10 protein-coding genes are annotated in these 20,839 nt (G+C 35.4%); all 10 read right to left on the reverse strand.

The window, feature by feature from the left end:
- Window positions 1-76: 76 nt before the first annotated feature.
- Window positions 77-2,308, reverse strand: coding sequence for a RelA/SpoT family protein (locus DWB61_RS04490; protein ID WP_125029698.1), 2,232 nt, complete (start codon window positions 2,306-2,308; stop codon window positions 77-79).
- 295 nt (window positions 2,309-2,603) lie between these two features.
- Entirely contained in the window at window positions 2,604-3,896 is a 1,293-nt protein-coding gene (locus DWB61_RS04495; RefSeq protein WP_125029699.1) for a M16 family metallopeptidase, read from the reverse strand.
- On the reverse strand, window positions 3,896-5,137 hold the full coding sequence (locus DWB61_RS04500) for a M16 family metallopeptidase (RefSeq protein WP_125029700.1): 1,242 nt from the start codon (window positions 5,135-5,137) through the stop codon (window positions 3,896-3,898). The genes DWB61_RS04495 and DWB61_RS04500 overlap by 1 nt, the downstream gene beginning before the upstream one ends.
- Window positions 5,138-5,220: 83 nt before the next feature.
- Window positions 5,221-6,180: an NAD(P)H-dependent flavin oxidoreductase gene (locus tag DWB61_RS04505; RefSeq protein WP_156190174.1), complete on the reverse strand. Its 960-nt coding sequence runs from the start codon at window positions 6,178-6,180 to the stop codon at window positions 5,221-5,223.
- A 109-nt stretch (window positions 6,181-6,289) separates the two neighbouring features.
- On the reverse strand, window positions 6,290-6,916 hold the full coding sequence (locus tag DWB61_RS04510; protein WP_125029701.1) for a YceI family protein: 627 nt from the start codon (window positions 6,914-6,916) through the stop codon (window positions 6,290-6,292).
- Between the two features lie 155 nt (window positions 6,917-7,071).
- On the reverse strand, window positions 7,072-7,554 hold the full coding sequence (locus DWB61_RS04515; RefSeq protein WP_125029702.1) for a hypothetical protein: 483 nt from the start codon (window positions 7,552-7,554) through the stop codon (window positions 7,072-7,074).
- A 123-nt stretch (window positions 7,555-7,677) separates the two neighbouring features.
- On the reverse strand, window positions 7,678-8,667 hold the full coding sequence (locus DWB61_RS04520; RefSeq protein WP_125029703.1) for an endonuclease/exonuclease/phosphatase family protein: 990 nt from the start codon (window positions 8,665-8,667) through the stop codon (window positions 7,678-7,680).
- 93 nt (window positions 8,668-8,760) lie between these two features.
- On the reverse strand, window positions 8,761-10,128 hold the full coding sequence (locus tag DWB61_RS04525) for a hypothetical protein (protein WP_125029704.1): 1,368 nt from the start codon (window positions 10,126-10,128) through the stop codon (window positions 8,761-8,763).
- A gap of 30 nt (window positions 10,129-10,158) precedes the next feature.
- Window positions 10,159-11,208, reverse strand: a complete 1,050-nt coding sequence (locus tag DWB61_RS04530) for a PorP/SprF family type IX secretion system membrane protein (protein ID WP_125029705.1) — start codon at window positions 11,206-11,208, stop codon at window positions 10,159-10,161.
- Window positions 11,209-11,245: 37 nt separating this feature from the next.
- Window positions 11,246-20,695, reverse strand: a complete 9,450-nt coding sequence (locus DWB61_RS04535) for a T9SS type B sorting domain-containing protein (RefSeq protein ID WP_125029706.1) — start codon at window positions 20,693-20,695, stop codon at window positions 11,246-11,248.
- Window positions 20,696-20,839: the final 144 nt, after the last annotated feature.

The raw sequence follows: 20,839 nt of genomic DNA on the forward strand, positions 1-20,839 counted from the left end.
AATCTAATTTTAAATAACGGGACTAAAATAGTGTTTTTTTTTGATTACTTCCAAGAGTAGAAGCAAAATAAATTGATTAACTGTATTCTTCGATATTCTCGATTCGTCTTACATTGTCGAGACCTTTAATTTTGATGAGTTTCTTCATCAGGTTGTTTAAGTCTTCTGTATTATGCACATAGAGATGTATCAAGCCCTCAAAAACGCCATCGTGACTTTCAAAATGGATGGATCTCATGTTAACATGATGATCTTTTGAGATGATGGAAGTGATATCGTTAACGATTCCGATTTTATCGATGCCATTTAGTTCAATAATGGCCAGAAATGACATTAAACGATGACTGGTCCAGTTAGCTTCAAGAATTCTATCGCCTTGGCTTGACATCAATTTAAGGGCATTGGGACATTTTCTTTTGTGAATAGTGACATTATTTGCCATATCAACATAACCAACTACATCATCGCCTGGGATAGGTTTGCAACAAGTTGCAATCTTATATTTTTCCTCAGACATGGTTTCTTCCAAAAGGAAAGGTTTCTTTTTATCAATTTCAGGCTTACTATCTAGCTTGTCTGGTGTTTCTTTTTTTTCGTCGCTACCAAACAATTGTAGTTTCCAGTATTTGATAAATTTATTTTTTGACTTCTTTTTAACAATACCTTCTATTTCTTCAAGCTTTAGTTTCGAAGATCCAAAGTTTAAGAAGAGTTCATCTTTATTTGTGAACTGATAGTGTTCCATCAGTTTTTTTGTCGCTTTTGAATTTAATATTAGGCCAATACTTTGGAGATGTTCTTCTAATATTTTATTCCCAGCACGAATTAATCGCTTTCTATCATCTTTAAACTCAGCTTTTATTTTTGATTTTGCTTTAGCTGTTACGACATATTCTAGCCATTCGGGTTTAGGCTTTTGTTTATTGGATGTTAAGATTTCTACCTGATCCCCGCTGCGAAGAATGGTATTAAGAGAAACAAGCTTATGATTGACTTTAGCGCCAATGCATTGGTTTCCTATATCAGTATGAATTTCGTAAGCAAAATCTAAAGCACTAGCATGCTTAGGTAGTGTTTTGATTAAGCCTTTGGGTGTGAAAACTTGAATTTCCTGAGAGAATAAGTTTAAACGGAATTCATCAAGAAAAGCTAAAGCATCAGATTCTGGGTTTTCTAAAATTTCTCGAACATCCTTAAGCCATTTGTCTAGTTCTGACTCACTGTCTGTATTATACCTTGAGTGAGCAATAAAACCTCGTTCAGCAATTTCATTCATTCTATTCGAACAAATCTGAATTTCAACCCATTTACCGAATGGTCCCATAGCTGTCATGTGCAGAGCCTCATAGCCATTAGCTTTAGGTGTACTCATCCAGTCGCGAATACGTTCGGGTTTAGGTTTGTAGATATCTGTAATCAAAGAATAAATATTCCAGCACTGATTCTTTTCAGGAACATCTTCTTGGGGTTTAAAAATAACTCTTATTGCAGGTAGATCGTAGATATCTTCTATCTTAATCTTATGGTTTTCAATTTTATTCCAGATTGAAAAAATAGAGCGAGGACGATCTATAACCGTGCAAATAATATTATTATCATTTAAACGTTTCTTAATTGGTTGAATTATCTGGTCTATAACTAACTCTTGTTCAGCTTCTTTGTTTCTTATTTTTTCAGCAATATTTTTATAATCCTCCGGATGTTCATACATCAAACTTAAATCTTCAAGTTCTGATTTTATCTTGTATAGACCTAAACGGTGGGCAAGTGGAGCAAAGAGGAATAGGGTTTCGCCAGCAATTTTCATTTGCTTACGGAGAGGCATGGAACTTAGCGTTCGCATATTGTGCAGGCGGTCAGCAATTTTGAGGATAATCACGCGAATATCATCAGAGAGTGTTAGTAACATCTTTCTGAAGTTCTCAGCTTGCATAGATGTTTGCTGATTGAAAGCACCAGATATTTTTGTTAGCCCATCAACTATTGCTGCTACTTTGTCGCCAAAATGATGCGCAATATCTTCGACAGTATAATCAGTATCTTCAACAACATCATGTAATAAAGCAGCGACAATAGATTTTGTTCCAAGACCTATTTCTTTTGCTGCGATTTCAGCAACTTCAATAGGGTGTATAATATAAGGTTCTCCAGATTTACGACGCACACCTCTATGAGCGTCCCATGCAAAATGGAATGCCTTTTCTATCATTGCTTTTGTTTCAGGCGTGTTGCTTCTTTTACAACTTGCCAAAAGCTTCTGATAGCTTGCTAGTATTAATTCTTTATCTTGTTGGGTTTCAACAGTCATATGTTACTCATTTATATTAATCGTAAAAACAAATCGGGAAAATCAAAAGGTGATTTTATATAGAAGCTGTTGTTGAAAAAAGAATCTATTTTCGAGATGTTTGTTTTAAGTGATTTATAAAATTAGTTAAAACTACCGATTTTCCTGCTTGTTTAGATAATTTATTTAGACCCATTATTCTTAATTTTGAGAAAATACTTAAATAAACTTCTCAATTGTGAGACGCTAGAATTAAACAGAAATAAAAATGAGTAACCAGCCTTAGCTAATTGCTCAGAATTAGATCCATTTTTATTTAGGCTTTATTTTCTCCAACAACAACCTCATAGAGATCTTCCTCTTTGAAATAAGTGTTTGCTAGTTCCATTATTTTCTGAGATGAAGTTCCCTTAATTTCTTGAAGGAATTTCTCGTAATATGAATTATCAAATCCGAAAGGAAGATTTCCTCTTAGGCTTTCTGACAATGCAAACGGACTGTCAAAGCTTCTAAGTATCTCACCAGAGAAAAAGTTCTTTACAAGAATTAGTTCTTCTTCAGGAACCAATTCTACTCTCAAACGACTTATTTCCTTGTAGATTTCAGAGATAGCCGCCTTGCATACATCTTTTCCAACTTCAGTAACAATTGCAAAATGACCTGATTTAAGGTGTGAAAGCAAAAGAGAGTTGATACCATAGGTATAACCTTTGTCTTCGCGGATGTTTTGCATCAATCGAGAACCGAAGTAGCCTCCAAGTACAAGGTTGAGAAGCATGATACCTGCAAAATCGGGATGTGTTTTGTTAAAAAGAGGTCGACCAATTCTAATTGATGATTGTACGGCATCTTTTTTAAGAACAAATACTTTCTTTTCATTAGAAATTTGGAATTCGTGCTTGATTTCGATATTAGACGATTTTGTGCTCCAAGCTGAAGCACCAAAACGATCTTCTATCTTAGAGAGTATTGAATTATCCATTTTCCCAGAAACGATAATTCTACAATTATCAGATGTATACCGATCTTTATAATACGTTTTAATATCGTCCAACTGAACTTCGTCGAAAGCACTTGCCTTAAAAATATTGGCATAAGGATGCTTTTCGCCATAAATAAGGCTATTGAATTTTTCTTTAGCTAAGGCATTCGTTTTCTCTCTATTTACAAGATAACTTTGTTTTTTATTGCTGAGTATAGTTTTGAATTCTTTCTTAGGGAAAGTGGGGCGTTTAATAATTTCCTCAAGTAAATCCAGTGTTTCATCCAGATACTTATTGAGGGTATATAGACACACGCTAGCGTCATGCTGACTGTTATTGTAAGCAATATATGCACCATAAAAGTCAAACTTTTCGGCAAGCTGAGCAGCTGAATATTTTTCTGTTCCTTCGTTGAGCATAGAATTACAAGTGCCGGCAATTAGAGGCAATTTTTGATGCCATATTCCTGCATTAAATATCATCTCAATTTTAAGGACATCCTGACTTCCACCAGAAATAATATGGACAGGAATCTCATTACTCAAAACTTCTTGTTTTGATTTTGGGATATCTACATGCTCAATTGTTTTAAACTGAGGAGGTAGGTTGCGATTCAATTTCTCCATTATTGTTTTTTTGCGTGGTAATAAAGTGTGGAACAATTCTCTTTAATAAGAATTTTCTGAGCCATTTTTTGTAGGTCATCTGTGCTAACCTTATTATATTTTTCGACTTCAAGATTGATATCTTCTGCTTGCCCTGTGATTTCATGTTGGGCAATATTCATAGCCTTGTTTAAGAAACTAATCTCAGAGAAAACCAGTGAAGATTCAATTTTGTTTTTCACCTTTTGTAGTTCATATTCATCAGCTTTAGTTGCAGATACTTCATCAAGAACTTCCCAGATGGCTTTTTCTGCATCTTCCATGCTCACACCTTCAGTTAGCTTACCACTGATGACAAACAAACCTGGCTCAAAATCGCCAGTCAAATAAGCGTCTATGGTTGAGAAAAGGTTCTTCTCTTTTATAAGCGTTTGAAATATGCGAGATGATTGTCCGTTTGATAATATGTCAGAAAGTAAGTCGACCTTGTAGTAATCCTGATCGATACGGCTTCCCATATGAAAAGCCATATAGATGGCATCATAAGGGACATCTCTTTCGAGGTGAAGAGAGCGGAATTCTGTTTGTTTGGGTTCCACAGGTAAATTGCGAGCCGCAATTTCTCTGCGTTCAATTGGTCCAAACCACTTTTCCGCAAGACGTTTAACTTCATCAGTCTCAATATTGCCTGAAACAACCAATACCGCATTATTAGGTGCATAATGATGAAAGAAAAAATCTTTAACATCTTGCAACTGGGCATTTTCAATATGCTCTATACATTTTCCAATTGTTGACCATTGGTATGGATGTTTCTTGTATGCTAAGGGACGAAGGTGTAGCCAAACATCACCATAAGGTTGGTTGAAGTAGTGCTGTTTAAACTCTTCGATAACAACCGCCTTTTGAACATCTAAACTTTTTTGAGTAAAAGCCAAACTTAGCATTCGGTCAGACTCTAGCCAGAAACCAGTTTCAAGATTTTCCTTAGGAACAGTTAGATAATAATTTGTGACATCATTATTGGTCCAAGCATTATTATCACCTCCAACTTGTTGAAGAGGTTCATCGTAGTTTGGGATATTTACTGAACCACCAAACATGAGATGCTCGAAAAGATGAGCGAAGCCAGTTTGTTCTGGATTTTCATCTTTGGCACCAATATTATATAGGATATTAACTGCAGCTAAAGGCGTTGAAGCGTCTTTATGCACAATTACCTTGAGTCCATTGTCAAGCGTAAATTTATCGAATTCAATCATTTTGATATTTTAAATTCAGAAAGCTCATTTCTTCTTCTGCCTAATTGTTAAGCAAGATTAAAGCTAGCTTTTCTTAAAATTTATTAGAATTGGTATTTAGATTGTACTGATTGCAGAATTTCAAGTTCTTGTTTGTATTCAGCCATCATCTCATTCATAATTGTGGATACAGGCTGGATGGCTTTTATCATTGCTCCAACTTGACCAATTTCTAATTCACCTTCCTCAAGATCTCCTTCGAACATTCCTTTTTTGGAGCGTCCTTTACCAAGTATTTCTCTCATCTCTTCTGGAGAAGCTCCGCGGCACTCAGCCTCATAAACTTGCTCGAAGAATTTGTTCTTTATTAATCGAGTTGGTGCTAACTTCTTAAGAGCAAGTTTTGTTCCACCTTCCTCTAATTTTACAATAGCTTCTTTGAAGTTGATGTGAGATGAGGATTCTTCGGATGCAGCAAATCGAGTCCCAATTTGAACACCATCAGCGCCTAAACTTAGTGCTGCTAGAATGCTTTTACCACAGCCAATACCGCCAGCAGCGATTAAGGGTAAGTTAGTTGCTGTTCTAACATTTGGAATTAGCGTCAAAGTCGTTGTTTCTTCACGACCATTGTGACCACCAGCTTCAAATCCTTCAGCGACAATAGCATCAACACCAGCCTCTTCGCATTTTTTAGCAAAGAACGCACTAGATACAACATGTACAACGGTAATACCGTGTTCTTTTAAAAATGGGGTCCATTTTTTTGGGCTACCTGCGGAAGTAAAAACGATTTTGATTCCTTCTTCAACGATGATATTCATAATTTTATCCATTTCAGGATAAAGAAGAGGTACATTAACCCCGAAAGGTTTATGACACGCAGCTTTTGCTTTTTGGATATGTTCCTGGAAGATATCTGGGTGCATAGATCCAGCACCAATTAATCCTAAACCTCCAGCATTACTAACTGCTATGGCAAGCTTCCATCCTGAGCACCAGACCATTCCGCCTTGAATGATAGGTTTTTCGATTCCAAAAAGTTGAGTGATTCTATTTATCATGATTATTGTTTACAGATTGTGTGCAAAAAAAAGACACGAAGAAAAACAAGCTTCTTGTGTCTTATTGTATGTTGGCAAAATTAGGAAAAATCTTTGGATATGACTGATATTAAGGATTAAGATTAGAACTTAGCATGTCTTCTGATAATTTTTGTTTTGAAGTGAAATTCAGTGAATATAGAATCTTGATTTCATCTGCAGTTGAAATAGCTCCTAAAAATGCAGTAGGTGCTTCAATTTTAAAATTAGACATGTTAAGATCAATATGTCCAGTTAGGTTCAGTTTCTTTTTTCCTAAGAAATTACCATTTATGGGTAATTTAACATCTTGTGATTGACCTGAAATAACAAGGGTCCCTATCGCAAAGGCATTAAAACTTGTTGCTTTATGATTTCTAATTGTAATTTTCTTTAATAAGAAACTTATGAAAGGGTATTTAGTCAACTTAAGAGCTTTGTGGGCCTTTTTCTCCATAGTACTTTCCTTACTTTTTAATCTGATTCCTTCAATTTTAAACTGAATATCTTTAAGGTCTTTAATTGTGTTGTTTGGAAGTTCATAGTCTGAAACCTGGGGTTGAAATTCTACATGCATCTCCCAATCATGAATATTTGAAGTCCTAAATACACGTATAGAGCTTGATTCAGGAATAAGTTGGATACTGTTTTGAGCAATTGCAGAATTACTTATTAAAATAAACAAAATGAGTAAGGTCTGTATATGTCTGAAATGCATATGAATAAGAATTAATAGTTATTACTGAAGATTATCCAATTTAAGCAATATTTTTCTCTTGTAAGTCATAACTTTTATCATGGCTTGAATCAAAAAAAAATCCCCTACTTGATTTTCACATCAAATAGAGGATAATGGTATGCATATTTTATGCTTTATTTGTTTCTAAAGTCATTCATTCTTTTAATCTCAAGACCTTTGTGTTTGCCTATCACTTTAATGAAATCTAATATTTCTTTATTAAAACGGATAGCAAGATGTCTTAGTTTAAATGGAAACAAACTATCATCGTTTTTTGTGAAGAGGAAGTAATTGGGTTTGTATTCTATCTCTTTAATTTCATCCCAGAATATAGTTTGTTCCTTATTAAATACACCTTTTTTAATACTTATCCGTTCTTCATCAATTAGTATAAAAGCTTTCCCAAAAATCTTAGCAAAAGGAATGCCTGTTCCTTCGAGTATGAATAATGATCCTAGTAGAAAGATGGCGATCAGGTAAATGATATCAAACGTTTCGAAACTCTGTTCAATATAAATTTTTGAACTGATTAATAATGTAATTAGTACCATGTGTAGCGCTCCTACAATTGTTTTGACAGTAGATTTCTGAACTAATAAATCTTTTTCAAATTTCATATCATCTATATTTTTGTATTTGAAGATAATGATAATTATTTATATGTATGGTTCTGAGAAGTAAGATTTTATGTTTTCATATTTAAATTCTATTTTATGACTTTGGTTTGTTAATTAACGTGTTTACTTCTCATCATCCAAAGCCCGCCAAAGATCAAGATAGATCGGAAGGTGATCACTAAATCCACCATGATATTTATAACCGATATAGGTTCTAAAAGGGCGTCTACCCTTATATGAATTATCTGTTTCTAATAAATAATCAGGAGCAAATAGATGCATGTTTTTAGGCTGTACTTGTAAAATACCATTTGCATTCATCAGAGCACCTGAAACTATAAACTGGTCTAACATACCCCAAACACCTTGGTATTTGTGAGATGCTATTGAGTTATTTTTTTCTAGAAAAGAGGCTAAGTTATATAGATCATTATCTTTAAATTCTTTGTTCGGAACACTAGCTTTTAACGTTTTAGAAAGGGATTTATTGTTGGGGTAATCGTTAAAATCACCCATGATGATAATTTTTGCCTTTGAACATTGGTTGAATATTGAATCGACCTTCCTCCTGAGGAGGTTAGCAGCAGCTAATCGTTTATATTCTGATTCGAGTTGTCCTCCCCATCTTGATGGCCAATGATTGACAAATAGGTGTAATGTATCGTCGGTGTGTGTTGCCCCTTTTACATATAATATCTCTCGAGTGGTGGAGTGATCAGAACCGTCATACGTTAGTTTTAGGAATAATGTATCGAGAGGGAAGAAGCGATCTTCTTGATATAATAGAGCAACATCGATACCTCTATGATCGGGAGATTCTTTGTGAATGATTTTATACCGAGCTTTTTTTAAGGGTGTAGCGTATAAAATTCCATTTAAAGTTCTTTTGTTTTCTATTTCGCATAATCCGATAATTTCGGGAAGTTCCCAACCTCCGACTGCCATAATAACTTTTGCGATTTTTGAACATTTGTCTTGGTATTTCTTCCAAGTCCAAAATTTTTTACCTTGAGGTAAGAATTCGGCATCATTTTTTAAACTGTCATCTTTGGTATCGAAAAGATTTTCAACATTGTAAAATAGAATTCGATAATCTGATCGTAACTCGTCCATTTCCGATTTTGATTGGGAAAAGGAGTTAAATGTGGAAATTAAAATCAATAAAAAACAGAGATTATTTTTCATTGTAAGTTCAATAAAATGAGATTATTCGTTCACTTCAATATATTCAAAACTCCCAATGTCTGGAGCTGTGTCAAAGAGTCGTGAATTACCATTGAAATCTAGAGGGTAGAAATTGGCGATGTTGAGTTTAGCCTTGTTGATGAGAGGTGAATTAGAACGTATATTATAATTGTGTTCATTTTTATTCATAAATTCAGGATCGGTATTGAAAATGCAGTTCTCTAAAATATTGGAAAAGTTATTCTGCTTTTCTTGACTCAGTCTGATTAATGTGTTTTTAATTTCAATGCCACCAGTTTGACAGAGTTCTATTTCATCAGACTTAGTTCCCCAAATAATACTATTATAAAGTTTTAATTCTTTCCCAGAATTCTCATTTGCTAAATAGCAGAAACTAGCATCCGTTCTTGATGAAAGTTGCCAGTAGTTGATAAAATTACAATGTGAGAATTCAAAATTGCCTTCACCTTCGAGGAAAACTGTTTGTTTTCCACAATTTGATATGATGACATCATGCATCTTTAAGTTAAAATTTTCACTTTTAATCCCTGTCGTGGTGAAGTTGAGGAATTGAGAATATTCAATTTCCAGATTGTTATCGTTTATTTCAGATTGAGCACTAATACCTTTTATTGCATTCTCCAATTGAAGATGAGAAATGAAATTGGCTTTACTTTCTGAATAAAAGAAAAGACCTTCCCATTGACCAGGAACATTATCATACAACTCCTCACGTCGATGTGAACCAAAAAAAACTGGCTCTTCAAAACTTCCTTGGATATTAAGATTACCACTAATATGCAGACCTGCACCTTTCTGAAAATAGACTTTTGTACCAGCTTCTATTGTCAGGTTTTGAGTTTTTCCTAAGAATAAATTCTCATCGATAAAATAAGGGCGATTTCTTGTCCATCCCTGAGTTTGAAGTTCATTGTTTTTAAAGCGAATAACGTCTTGAGCCCAGCTTTTAAGGAGGAATTTTTGAACCCTTGAATTGAATTGAAATTGTATATAATCTTCAATTAATCGGGGTGAATCTTGATTTTTGTCTTGCACGCTTAATTCAATAAAAATATAAAGACTATCCTTTGCCGGAATATAGACCTGTTTCGCCTTATTCCCAACCAATCCATTAATGTTTAATTGATAAGTTTCATCATCATTTACAAGTTCAATATTATCAATATAAATTGCTTTTGAAGATCGATTATAAACTTTCAGTTGTTTGGTTATTGAAGGAATTCCCGAGAAAATGGTATCGAAAGTTAAACTGTCTAATGAAAAGTTCAAGCGAAATTTAGGATCGTTGTTAAACTCTTCTTTATCATCACAAGCAATAATAAGGAGTATAAATGAAAGTATAATTAATGAGCGATTAGGAAATTTCATTCAGTTAAAATTTAAACGAAAAATAATTTTTTAGAAGAACATAAATTCATTAGTTTTCTTTTGTCTGATCTTACGACGTGTTTTAGCCGCTTCGTTTCTATTACGTCTCATCAAGTCTCGAATCATTGTTTTAGGGACATCAAAATTAAGACCAAAAGTAATTTCGTGAGTTCCGTTACTATTGTTGGCCAGTAGATTATTTGAATAATAATCGTATGAATAGCCTAAATAATATTTTGCAAAATTAACACCAAGCATTCCTACAAGTTGGTCATTGCTTCTATAGGATAGGGCAAGCCAAAAACTTCTTACATAAAGTTTAGCAGTAAGGTCAATATAATTTTGAGAATCAAGGGTTCTTCGAACTATAGCTGAGGGTTCTAATGCGACCTGATTGTTGATATTAAATGTATAACCAGCAGTAAAATAATAGTGTCTCAACATGATGTCATTGTTGAAACCAGCATCGCCCATCTTCACTGAAGATTCAAATAAGTGAGCAATTGATAAACCGATAAAATAGTCGTTATTATAAAGGTAAACTCCAAAATTTGCATCAGGAATATAAGATACAATATCACCACCTGTGTAAAGTGGGTCTCCTACAGGAATATAATCGCCATCGAATTTGTATTGGTAAAATACACCACCTAAACCGAAGGATAATCGCGTTCCTATTTTTCCAAAATACTGGCGGTTGAACTCCAGATGATATGCATAGGATAATTCTATACCCGTACGTGAGATAGCTCCATAATTATCATTGAAAACATAAGCACCCATTCCCAAGCCTCTTTGTGTATTCCTTTGAGCAAGAGGGTTTCCCACTGCATCGCAGGCTGTAGACCTTTCACCAAAGTTACGGTGAACACTTAAGGCTTGTGTTTCCGGAGCACCTTCAATACCTGCCCATTGTTTACGCATGGTTAAACGCAGAGGTGTGTATATTCGAGTTCCAGCCATGGCTGGATTGAATAAAAATCCATTCTCGACATATTGACTATACAAAGGGAGTTGTTGTGCCTTTGTCGAAACATGTAATGCAAATATGAATATTAGAGTTATAAAAAAATTTCTCATATAGTATGTTAGAGGCCTATGTGTCGATTAGTTTAATTTAACGTGCTATGGTTACTGTTCCTGTTAATGGTTTTGAATCATCAGCTTCAATTGCATAATAATAGGAACCGATAGGTAAATGTGATTTATTGTTTTTACCTGTCCAAGGATTTCCCTTGTATTCATTTCCTGTACCTGAGAATTGATAAACACTTGCTCCAAGTCGGTCGTAAATGACAATTGTGAGTCTTTGGATATATTCAATCCTTAGTATATCCCAGTAATCATTATAACCATCTTGGTTAGGTGTAAATGCCTTAGGTATCTCAATTATTCTATCATATAGATATTCTAAATTAATGATTGTGTCTGTTGCACATGAATTAACATCGCTAAGTGTTAATCTGTATTTTCCTCTATCAAGATCTGTAATTTCAAGATCGGTTTCTGTTAGAGGAGACCACATGTCAGCACCTGTTTCAATTTCCCAGCTTGCTGTATAATCAGGAATACCTCCAAATGCTTTTGAGAATATTGCGCCATCATTAGCACCCTCAACAGTTGGTCTGTTAGCTTCAACTCTTAGTAATAATTCCTCAGGCTCTTCAATGACAACGCTTGCTGTATCCTGACAATCATTCTGATCTGTTACAAGTAATTCGTACTTTTTAGGACGTAAATCACTAATATCTTTTGTTGTTTCACCATTTGACCAACTAAATCGATATGGAATTGTTCCACCGCTTACTGCTGCAGAAGCTTCTCCATTATTTTGAGCATAACAAATCACATCGTTAAAGATATTAATTTCTGCGATAAGTGTATCAGGTTGAGTTAAACTGACTGTATAAGTAAACTTACAATCTTCATTGTCGATAACAGTATAAGTGTAAGTACCAAATCTTAGATTGTAAATGTTCTGAGTTACCGCACCTGTACTCCAGCTTACAGTGTATGGCGTAGCACCTGATATAATTTCTAACTCAACCTCACCATTTTTATCGCCGTAGCATAAAGGCTCTTTTATTGTGTGACTGCCAGCAAATAGTTCTGGTTCTTTAACTTCAAAAGTATATTCTTCAGACATACAAGCTCGGGAATCTGTAACCCTTACTTTATATATTCCTGGACTTAAGTCACCCTGATCTTCTTTATCTAGACGACTAGGATCTATTCCTGTCCATGCGTAAGTATAATTAGGAGTACCTCCTTTGGGATAAATATTGATATAGCCATCAGTAAGACCATAACAAGAGATCTGATCGATTCCATATTCAACTTCAACCAGATCCGGTTGCTTTACTTCTTGATAAAATTTAATAACTTCTGTCGTAACATTATCAGTAATAGTAAGGATGTAGTTTCCTGCTTTTAGATTGTCGATTTTAAGTGGAGCATCTTTGTTTTTATAATAATTATCTGCTTCCCATGATAAGGTGTAATCACCGCTACCATCTTCTACAAGAACTTCAATAGAACCTTCAGTTCCACCATGACAAGTCGGTGTTGTTTTTGCAACAAGAGAAACAACCATTTTCTCAGGTTCGTATATTCTGGTTTCAATAATAGCTCTACATTCATTTGCATCAAGAACTTCAATGATATAAACGCCTTGTTCTAATATCCCAACAGTATAAATACCAGTTAGGTTGTTAAATGACTTTTTAGAATATTCATTCGGACCTGATATAAAGATGGTGTATGGCGGTGTACCTCCCGTAGAGGTAGCGGTAATGGTTCCATCACGTAAGCCAATATCACTAATATCGGTATGTGTTTCAGTAACTGAAACAGCATCCGGTTCATTTATGGTTACTGAACTGGATATGATACAACCTCTGGCATCAGTTACCTGATAGTTGTAATCTCCTTTGGCTAAATCGTAAATTTTATCGGCATGTGAGTAAAGACCTCTATCACCTTCCCATAGGATCGAATAAGGCTGGGTTCCACCAGAAATATCAAGTTGAATAGTTCCATTTGGTTCGTTAAAACAAGCGACGTCAGTTGAGCTAGTAGTTGTAACCAATGGGGTTGGCTCTAGAATGATAGTTTGGTCAGTCGCGGTTTGACCTGCCGATTGAACGCTTAGGTTATATGTTCCTGCAATTAAGGCAGAAATTGATTTGGTATTTGCTGTAAAACCAGATGGACCAGTCCATGAATAAAAGTATGTTCCATTGCCACCAATAGCGGTCGCATTTAGAGCGCCATCATTATAGGCTGTACAAGACACATCTTCCTGATCAATTATCTGAGCAACCAAAAGGTCGCCTTCAGGCAGCATAATGTCTTTTGTGATACTTCCACATGAGCTCTCGTCAGTAATTGTAACAGTATAAAGACCGCCGATTAAGTTTTCAAATAGAGCCTGATTTTCATCGAAGAAGGTTGGGCTAAATCGAGAATAACCATTGGGTCCTGTTACGGTGTAGGTATATGGAATAGCACCTCCCAAAATCTCTAATCTAAAGCTTCCGTCATTGGCACCAACTATACTGACTTCTTCTTCTACGACAAGCCCCAGTTGCAGTGGAGGGCTTTTTATGAGGCTAACTGTCCCTTCATAAGCACATTCCTTTTTATCCTTAAGAAGAAGGGTGTACTCACCAAAATCTAAACTCGTGTTGTTTTTAGTGTATGATCTGAAATCGTTAGGACCAGACCATGCAAAATTATAATCGCTGTTACCACCGTAAGGAACAATATTAATAATACCATCCTTCAGATTATTACAAGTTGGAGATATATTATCAGAGATGACAAATCCCAATTCAATTGGCTCTTTAATAGTGATATCTTGTAGTTTGATACAAGCATTCTTATCAGTCACTTGTAAAGAGTAAGTATTGGCAGTTAAATCGGTGAACTGACCTGTGATATTTGTTATCGTATTTAGTGTGTATTTATATGGAGCAGTACCTTTATCAGCTTCAACAAATAGTTCACCTGTTGCTTCGCCAAAGCAATTTGCATCGCTTACTGTAAGTTTATCTATGACGATGGCTTCTGGTTCAACAAGTTCAAATATGTCAGAGTAAACACAATTATTTGCATCGGTAATTTCAATGGTGTAATTTGCTCCTTCAACATCAGTAAGAGTAGGATTACTAGAGCTGAATCCCTTATCTGAAGTCCAGTTGTATGTATAAGGTATTATACCACCATTAACCTGTGGATCAATACTACCATTATTATCACCAGCACATAATATACCTGATGAGGCAAAATCGAATGTAATTTCTTCAGGAGATAATAATTCAACACTTTCTTCGTCAGATTTACAATCATTACCATCTTGTAAGTGTACTAGATACTCATCTGCTGATAAACCAGTATTATTCGCTGCAGCAAGACCACCATTGAGGTAATAGCTTAAGGTTCCAGATCCACCTGATGCATCAATAGCAATTTCACCATCCGATACATTAAAACACTTTAGATCTTTTTGAGTGATGCCATTAATGAACATTTCATAGGCATTAAATACGTCTACAGAACTTGTTTGATCACAACCCTTATCATCTTTAACCTGAACGAAATATTTACCAGGAGCAAGACCTGAAGCAAAACTTTCACCAGTCAGAATATTTGTTGAAGGAAAAATGTCATTATCATCAGAATCTGTCCAGAAGAAAGAGTAAGGCGCATTTCCATTCTGAGCTACAGCTTTAACAAAACCATCTTCATCACCATAACACTTTACATTAGTGGTTGTGAATTCTATGACAATATTCGAAGTTGTATTCATAACAACCTCGATAGTCGAGTAAAGTAAACAAGGTATACCACTTGGGTTATTATAGTTCAACTCAACTCTATAGAAACCTGATTGGTTAACAGCTATAGTTGCTGAAGTTTCTCCCGTTAAATCCGAGAAAGATAATGGTGCAGGAGCAGGTTCACTAAAAGCCCATTGGAATGTAGTTCTATCATTAATAGGGAAATAAGTCACGTGATCGAGTGTTGCAGTATTGCTACACCATTCCTCACGAACTGGTAATACATCCTTGAATGAAGGTGGTTCTTCATCATTATCATTAGCTGTTGATTCTAACCAACCTTGGGTGCTGCCATCTACATTGATAAAATTTCCAATAACCCTATGCGGAACATTAGCATCTGTCATTTTTATATTTTCTAGCGAGGCATGATAAATGATTTGTGGTTTGGTAGAATTAATGAAAGCGAGCTGACCATCTTCACTAGATTTTAAGTGGACATAGGAACAGTTAACACCTTCCATAGTAAGTTCATTGGTCAGGTTGATTGTTCTGCCAGCTTGTATTGTGTTCTCTCCATATCCTAATGTGAATTCAAGATTTGAAATGGTATGATCTCCAAATATCTGACCTTGTTGGCGGAAAATAATGGTTTTAAATTCTCCTTTACCCGTTTCAAAACCATTTCCATTGATATTAATCTCACCGTAAGCATCAAAAATAGCATCACCAAACTTCACATCATTTGTGCTCTCACAATAAATTCCTCCTTTTTTAGGGAAGTATAGCTCAGAATTCGTTGCTGTGAATACCAATGGAGAGCCTAGGAAAATCATATTCCATGATTTGAATTTCTCTGCATTAATAGTAATAATCGAACCTGAAATTGTAAGTGATCTGTTTGCTATTGGAGATGCGTTTAAAGATGTGAAACTCGAAATAGACATTTTCTTACCCTTAGTATTAAGAGAACCATTATCTAAAAATAGATCTCCTGTTGTCGTTAAAGCATTTTGTAGGATCCAAGATTGATCATCTCCATCGAAATAGACATCTCCATCTAAAGCTTTCCCTGCGAAATCAATAGGCTTGTCAGCTGTTAAACCATCACCCTTGAATTTTAGATCACCTGACATTTCTAAAGTCATATTTTCACTGAAATCAAGTAGTCCATGAACATCTAATTGATTTTGAACTTTGAAAATTGATGATGGATCTACATCGTCAGTCCATGTGATATTGTGGCATCTTGAATCGGAGTTGACAAGAACTGTTTTACTACCCAGGAATGAATTAGAGTCGAAAAAGACATTATCAAGTTCGGTAGGTATACATCCTTCAGATACTCCTCCGGAAGTTTTACTCCAGTTCAGGTAATTAGACCATTCATCGTTTAATCCGTTACCTACCCAGTATAAATCAACTGTCGTAATTGAGTTGACTGTCCAGTTTGTAACATTAGTGTGTTCTATAGAGTTGTTGGCTAAATAAGCTACTGAAGAACCAACACCATTAATATCCGTTAGTATAACAAAGTTTACGTTTATACTTGTTTTAACTTCTAAGTCAGCCTGCTTGCCACTTTTACTTCCTTGTATATCTATTGGGAAATTACAAGATCCAAGAGCTGTGAATTCTTCAATTGGAAAAGTTATGTTTGATTCAAATTTAAATGTATTTGGTTTTGTCCCTTTGTTAAGAGTTAGTTTACCAATGTCAACAGTTCCATTTAATTCTCCTCCTTGTTCAAAAGTAATATCATTGATTCGAGTTAAAAGATTTTCCGATTTAAAGCTACCCTCATTATTAAAAAGAATCACATTAAATGTGGCACTACTTGAAAATGCACCACCAATAAAGAATGCTTTTTCACTTTCTACGATAATCTGACTACCATCAGCTAAAAGTGTTAAAGTCTGTCTGGCGTTGATATCGGCAGCATCGATATTTACTGAAAAGCTATTCTCGTATCCAAGTACCGTAAATAATGAGTTCTGTATGTCTAAGGTTCTTTTTTTACCAGCAAAGCTTAAGTCAGATGATTCAAAATAGTTACATGATATATCGAAGCCTCCTGAGATAAAATGGCCATTGTCTAAAATTAAGTTTCCATCGACATCCAAATCGTTAGCGAGAGTCCATTCACCGTCAATTCCATCAAAAGTTACATTGTTTGGGAAATTAAAAGTATGAAGTTCCAGGCTGTTCCCTTTTTCTGTTGATCGGAAATAAAAGTCAACATCAGGAATGTCAACCGTTAAGGTTGGATTAAGATAGAGCGAGCCATAAATATAAACACTAGAAATATCTACAAGTCCCATTTGGAAGATAGGAGAGGTTCCTTCAGATCCTCTCCAATCCATCGTTCTGCATCGTATATCACCACTACCAGTGGAGACAATCTGATTCTTGCCAGTGAATGAATTAATGTCAAAGTAGACATTATCAAGAGCTGTCGGCACACAAGCTCCAGGTGATCCTCCAGATGATGTTGACCAGTGATTGGGATCGTCCCAGGTTCCAGCTCCACCTACCCAGAATAGATCTCTGGTTGTAGGTGTTGTTGCAAATGTCCAGCCATCATTGTGACCTAAGTCAATTGAGTTATTCGCTGTAAAAGTCGCTGCTGGTGTTGCAAAAACATCAAGCAAATTGACTTGAGTCACATTTATAGGATCACCATTTTTGCTGTTAAAAGTTGTTTCAGCACCTGCAGATAAACTGGAAATATCGATGGTTCCTTCACAGGCCCCAATAGCTGTTAAATCTCCAATGTTAAAGTTTTGTCCATCAGTGAATTTGTAGGTTTTACCCTGGTTCAGGATTAAATTCTCCACATCGAATCCTTCGTACAGAAAGTTGGCATTCGATTTAATATCAACTTGGTTGAAAGAAACATCTTTCCCTCGAATAGAAAAGAGTGCTGTCCCGGTTTCTTGATCAAATGTAATATTGTGAAAGTCGATGGCTTCAATTCCATTGGTAACTTCAACTTTCCCATTTTCACCGACAATAATTTCTGATGTCCCAGCATCAAAAGTTAGATTTTCAGGCGTTAGAAAAATACCATTTAGATTAAGAACAGATGCATCAAGTTGTAATGTTCTCACATCACTAAAGTTAGAATAGAGTTCATTACAGGTTATACTGAAATTATTAGTGACAAGATTTCCTCGTTCCAACTTGATATTCCCTGAGGTTTCAAAATTACTAGCAATATTCCAAGTGCCAGCTAACCATGAACCATCTTCTTGAATCTTCCCTTCAAAAATTACATCGTTTGATAATATGACTTGATCAAGCTTAACAGTGACAATGTTTTCTGATTTGAAATAAATGTCACCAGTATGTGTGAACGAAGCTGCTGGGAGTGATGTGAAATCAAGATTACCATAAATGCATAGATCACTACCGCCTTCAAAAATTAGGGAGGAAGCATTTGTCCATGTCATATTATTACATTCAGGAATGCGAGTTCCATTAATAGCAATTGTAGAACTTCCAACAATATTTACAGCATTAAAGAATACATTATCGACACGTGTAGGTACACAGCCTAAGTCCCAGTTGTTCGGATTAAACCAATCTGAATCATCAGCTCCAATCCAGATGAAATCTTGAGCAAGAGTCTTTTCTACGATATTCCAACCATCGTAGTTTTGAATACCAAAGGAGCTTTGGGCATCTAATCCACCGGAAAGAGTAATACCTCCGATAACCTCTAAGTCAGTAATCTGAACGTTAATTATTCTGTTCGAGTTAACATCAGATCTAATGTTTGAAATACCACCATTACCCGTTAGATAAATAAATTCAGAACAGGTTCCTTCGGCAATAAACCCATTGATGTTTACAACCTTTTGCTCGCTACCAGCTTCAAAAAGATAGGTTTTACCTGCAGAAAGGATGAATGTATCATAATTGTGATCTCCAGATATATTGGCACCTGCAAAAAAGTGTACTTCATTGAAGCTTACAATATCACCTTCATTAGTCAGGTTCGCCTTCTCCCTATTGTCTATGAAATAAACCTTGTTGTAAGTTACAGAACCATTAAGCTTATTGTAAAAGCCTGCAGTTTGTTCTATTAATTCAATGGTGTAATCACTTTCAGGAATATTGAACGAGTTTCCTTCTGCATCCCATGTTTTAAGGTAATTTCCGTTTAGTCTAAGAGTTGATGTACCCAGATTCAGTGTTCTTAGAATATCACCAATAGATACAAAACGGTTTAATGTTAAGTTGTTGTCATTCGAGTTAATTGTACCTGATTCAAAAAATAGGGTGTTGTCAGGTATTTGAAGTTCTGTGGCTAGTTGCCAGATACCACCTCTTGAAAAATAAACATCAGCTAAAAAAGGATTATCAATAGAAATCGTACCATTTCCTTCGAAATGTGTGGTTCCTAATAAACCCCATGTTGCACTTCCAGCAAATAAAGAACCAAAAATGCTGAGTTTGGCATTTCCAGATAAGGTGACGTCATCAGAAAGAATTAAATTTTTACATTCAGCGTCACTGTCAATTTCAACATTAAAAGCACCACTAATATTTACATTATCTATTCTGGATGGAACACATCCTTTATTCCAGTTACTTGGTGTACTCCATTTGTTATCAGTTGTTCCAGTCCAGCTGTAACTGTCAGGTGTTAAGGCAATGATGTTCCAGTTTGTATTTCCTCCAAGATCAAATGAATCATTGGCATCAAAGGGAGCAGCTGTTCCTGATGCACTCATGTTATTTATTTTAAGGAATTCTAAGCTGACTGCATTTGCTATAATACTTCCATTGCCACCAGTCCCTGAAATATTAATGTGTTCACTACAGGTTCCAATTGCTGTCCATGAATCGAGTACGGTTTGATCTGAACCATTTTGAATAGAATAGTCATTCCCTTTGGTAAAGATTAATTTTTGGAATCGATTAGGTCCCTGAAGGCTACCATCAGCCAGAAATTCAACATTATTAAAGTTGACCACTAAGGTTTGGTTAATAATGTTAGCTCCATTTTTCTGAAACTCGATATTGTATAGGTTTAGTGGAGCACTGCCTGATATAGCTATACTTGCACCAACTCCACTGGCAATCACGTTTGAATTTCCTGGGTTTAAATTGAGGTTGTCTGCATTAATCATTAAAACTGAAGCCCCCGATCCTGTTAGATTGATGGTTGAGTTATTTAAAGTCCAAGTTCTGGAAATAGGATTATCAGCAATAATTTGAGCACATGTAATGTCGGCTTCAAAGCTTAAGTTTCCTTGTTCGAAATAGATGATATGGTTTTGAACGTGCAGAGGGGTTTTGATGATCCAACCACCATTTTTTGTGAAATGAATATCTTCGTTGAACGTATGTCCTGCAAAGTCAATCTCATTATTAGGGCTTGATGCACTAAAATAGAGTGGTTTTAATAAATCCAGAAGCATGTCAGTGCCTAGTTTTAAACCACCATAAATAGTCAAAAAGTGTGCAGGATCATTATCCGCTTTAAGTGTAGGCAGATTAGTTACATTCGACCAATCCATATTCGCACATTTAGCGACATCGTTGATTACCACTTCAGCACCAGTAGTAGGGAATGAGTTTTCATCAAAGAATACATTGTCACTGAAATTTGGTACGGCAGCGTCAGGATTAACCTGTCCTCCAGGTTGATCACTCCAGTGTTGAATTTCATTCCAGTTTCCAGAGCCTCCAATCCAATAAAAATCTTTAGCATTAACAACGCTAGAAATGGATAGTAGGATGATAATGTAAATTAAGCTGATTGCTTTCGTATTCATAGCCAAAATCTATAAAATGCGTATTATTTAATCATATAAAATCAAGAGTAGATTCCTGTTTCCAAATAACAAAAAAAGGAATAGCCGTATATCATGTAAAAATAAGCTATTTAATTGTAAAAAGCATCAAAATCGTGACTAATG

This window comes from Ancylomarina euxina (assembly GCF_003863355.1).
In the GTDB taxonomy this organism is placed as follows: Bacteria; Bacteroidota; Bacteroidia; order Bacteroidales; family Marinifilaceae; genus Ancylomarina; species Ancylomarina euxinus.

What these genes read in the sequence shown, in the direction of transcription:
- DWB61_RS04495 (WP_125029699.1), bottom strand. Translation starts at nt 3,896, where the DNA reads ATGGAGAAATTGAATCGCAACCTACCTCCTCAGTTTAAAACAATTGAG.
- DWB61_RS04515 (WP_125029702.1), bottom strand. Translation starts at nt 7,554, where the DNA reads ATGAAATTTGAAAAAGATTTATTAGTTCAGAAATCTACTGTCAAAACA.
- DWB61_RS04500 (WP_125029700.1), bottom strand. Translation starts at nt 5,137, where the DNA reads ATGATTGAATTCGATAAATTTACGCTTGACAATGGACTCAAGGTAATT.
- DWB61_RS04505 (WP_156190174.1), bottom strand. Translation starts at nt 6,180, where the DNA reads ATGATAAATAGAATCACTCAACTTTTTGGAATCGAAAAACCTATCATT.
- DWB61_RS04510 (WP_125029701.1), bottom strand. Translation starts at nt 6,916, where the DNA reads ATGCATTTCAGACATATACAGACCTTACTCATTTTGTTTATTTTAATA.
- DWB61_RS04520 (WP_125029703.1), bottom strand. Translation starts at nt 8,667, where the DNA reads ATGGACGAGTTACGATCAGATTATCGAATTCTATTTTACAATGTTGAA.
- DWB61_RS04530 (WP_125029705.1), bottom strand. Translation starts at nt 11,208, where the DNA reads ATGAGAAATTTTTTTATAACTCTAATATTCATATTTGCATTACATGTT.
- DWB61_RS04525 (WP_125029704.1), bottom strand. Translation starts at nt 10,128, where the DNA reads ATGAAATTTCCTAATCGCTCATTAATTATACTTTCATTTATACTCCTT.
- DWB61_RS04535 (WP_125029706.1), bottom strand. Translation starts at nt 20,695, where the DNA reads ATGAATACGAAAGCAATCAGCTTAATTTACATTATCATCCTACTATCC.
- DWB61_RS04490 (WP_125029698.1), bottom strand. Translation starts at nt 2,308, where the DNA reads ATGACTGTTGAAACCCAACAAGATAAAGAATTAATACTAGCAAGCTAT.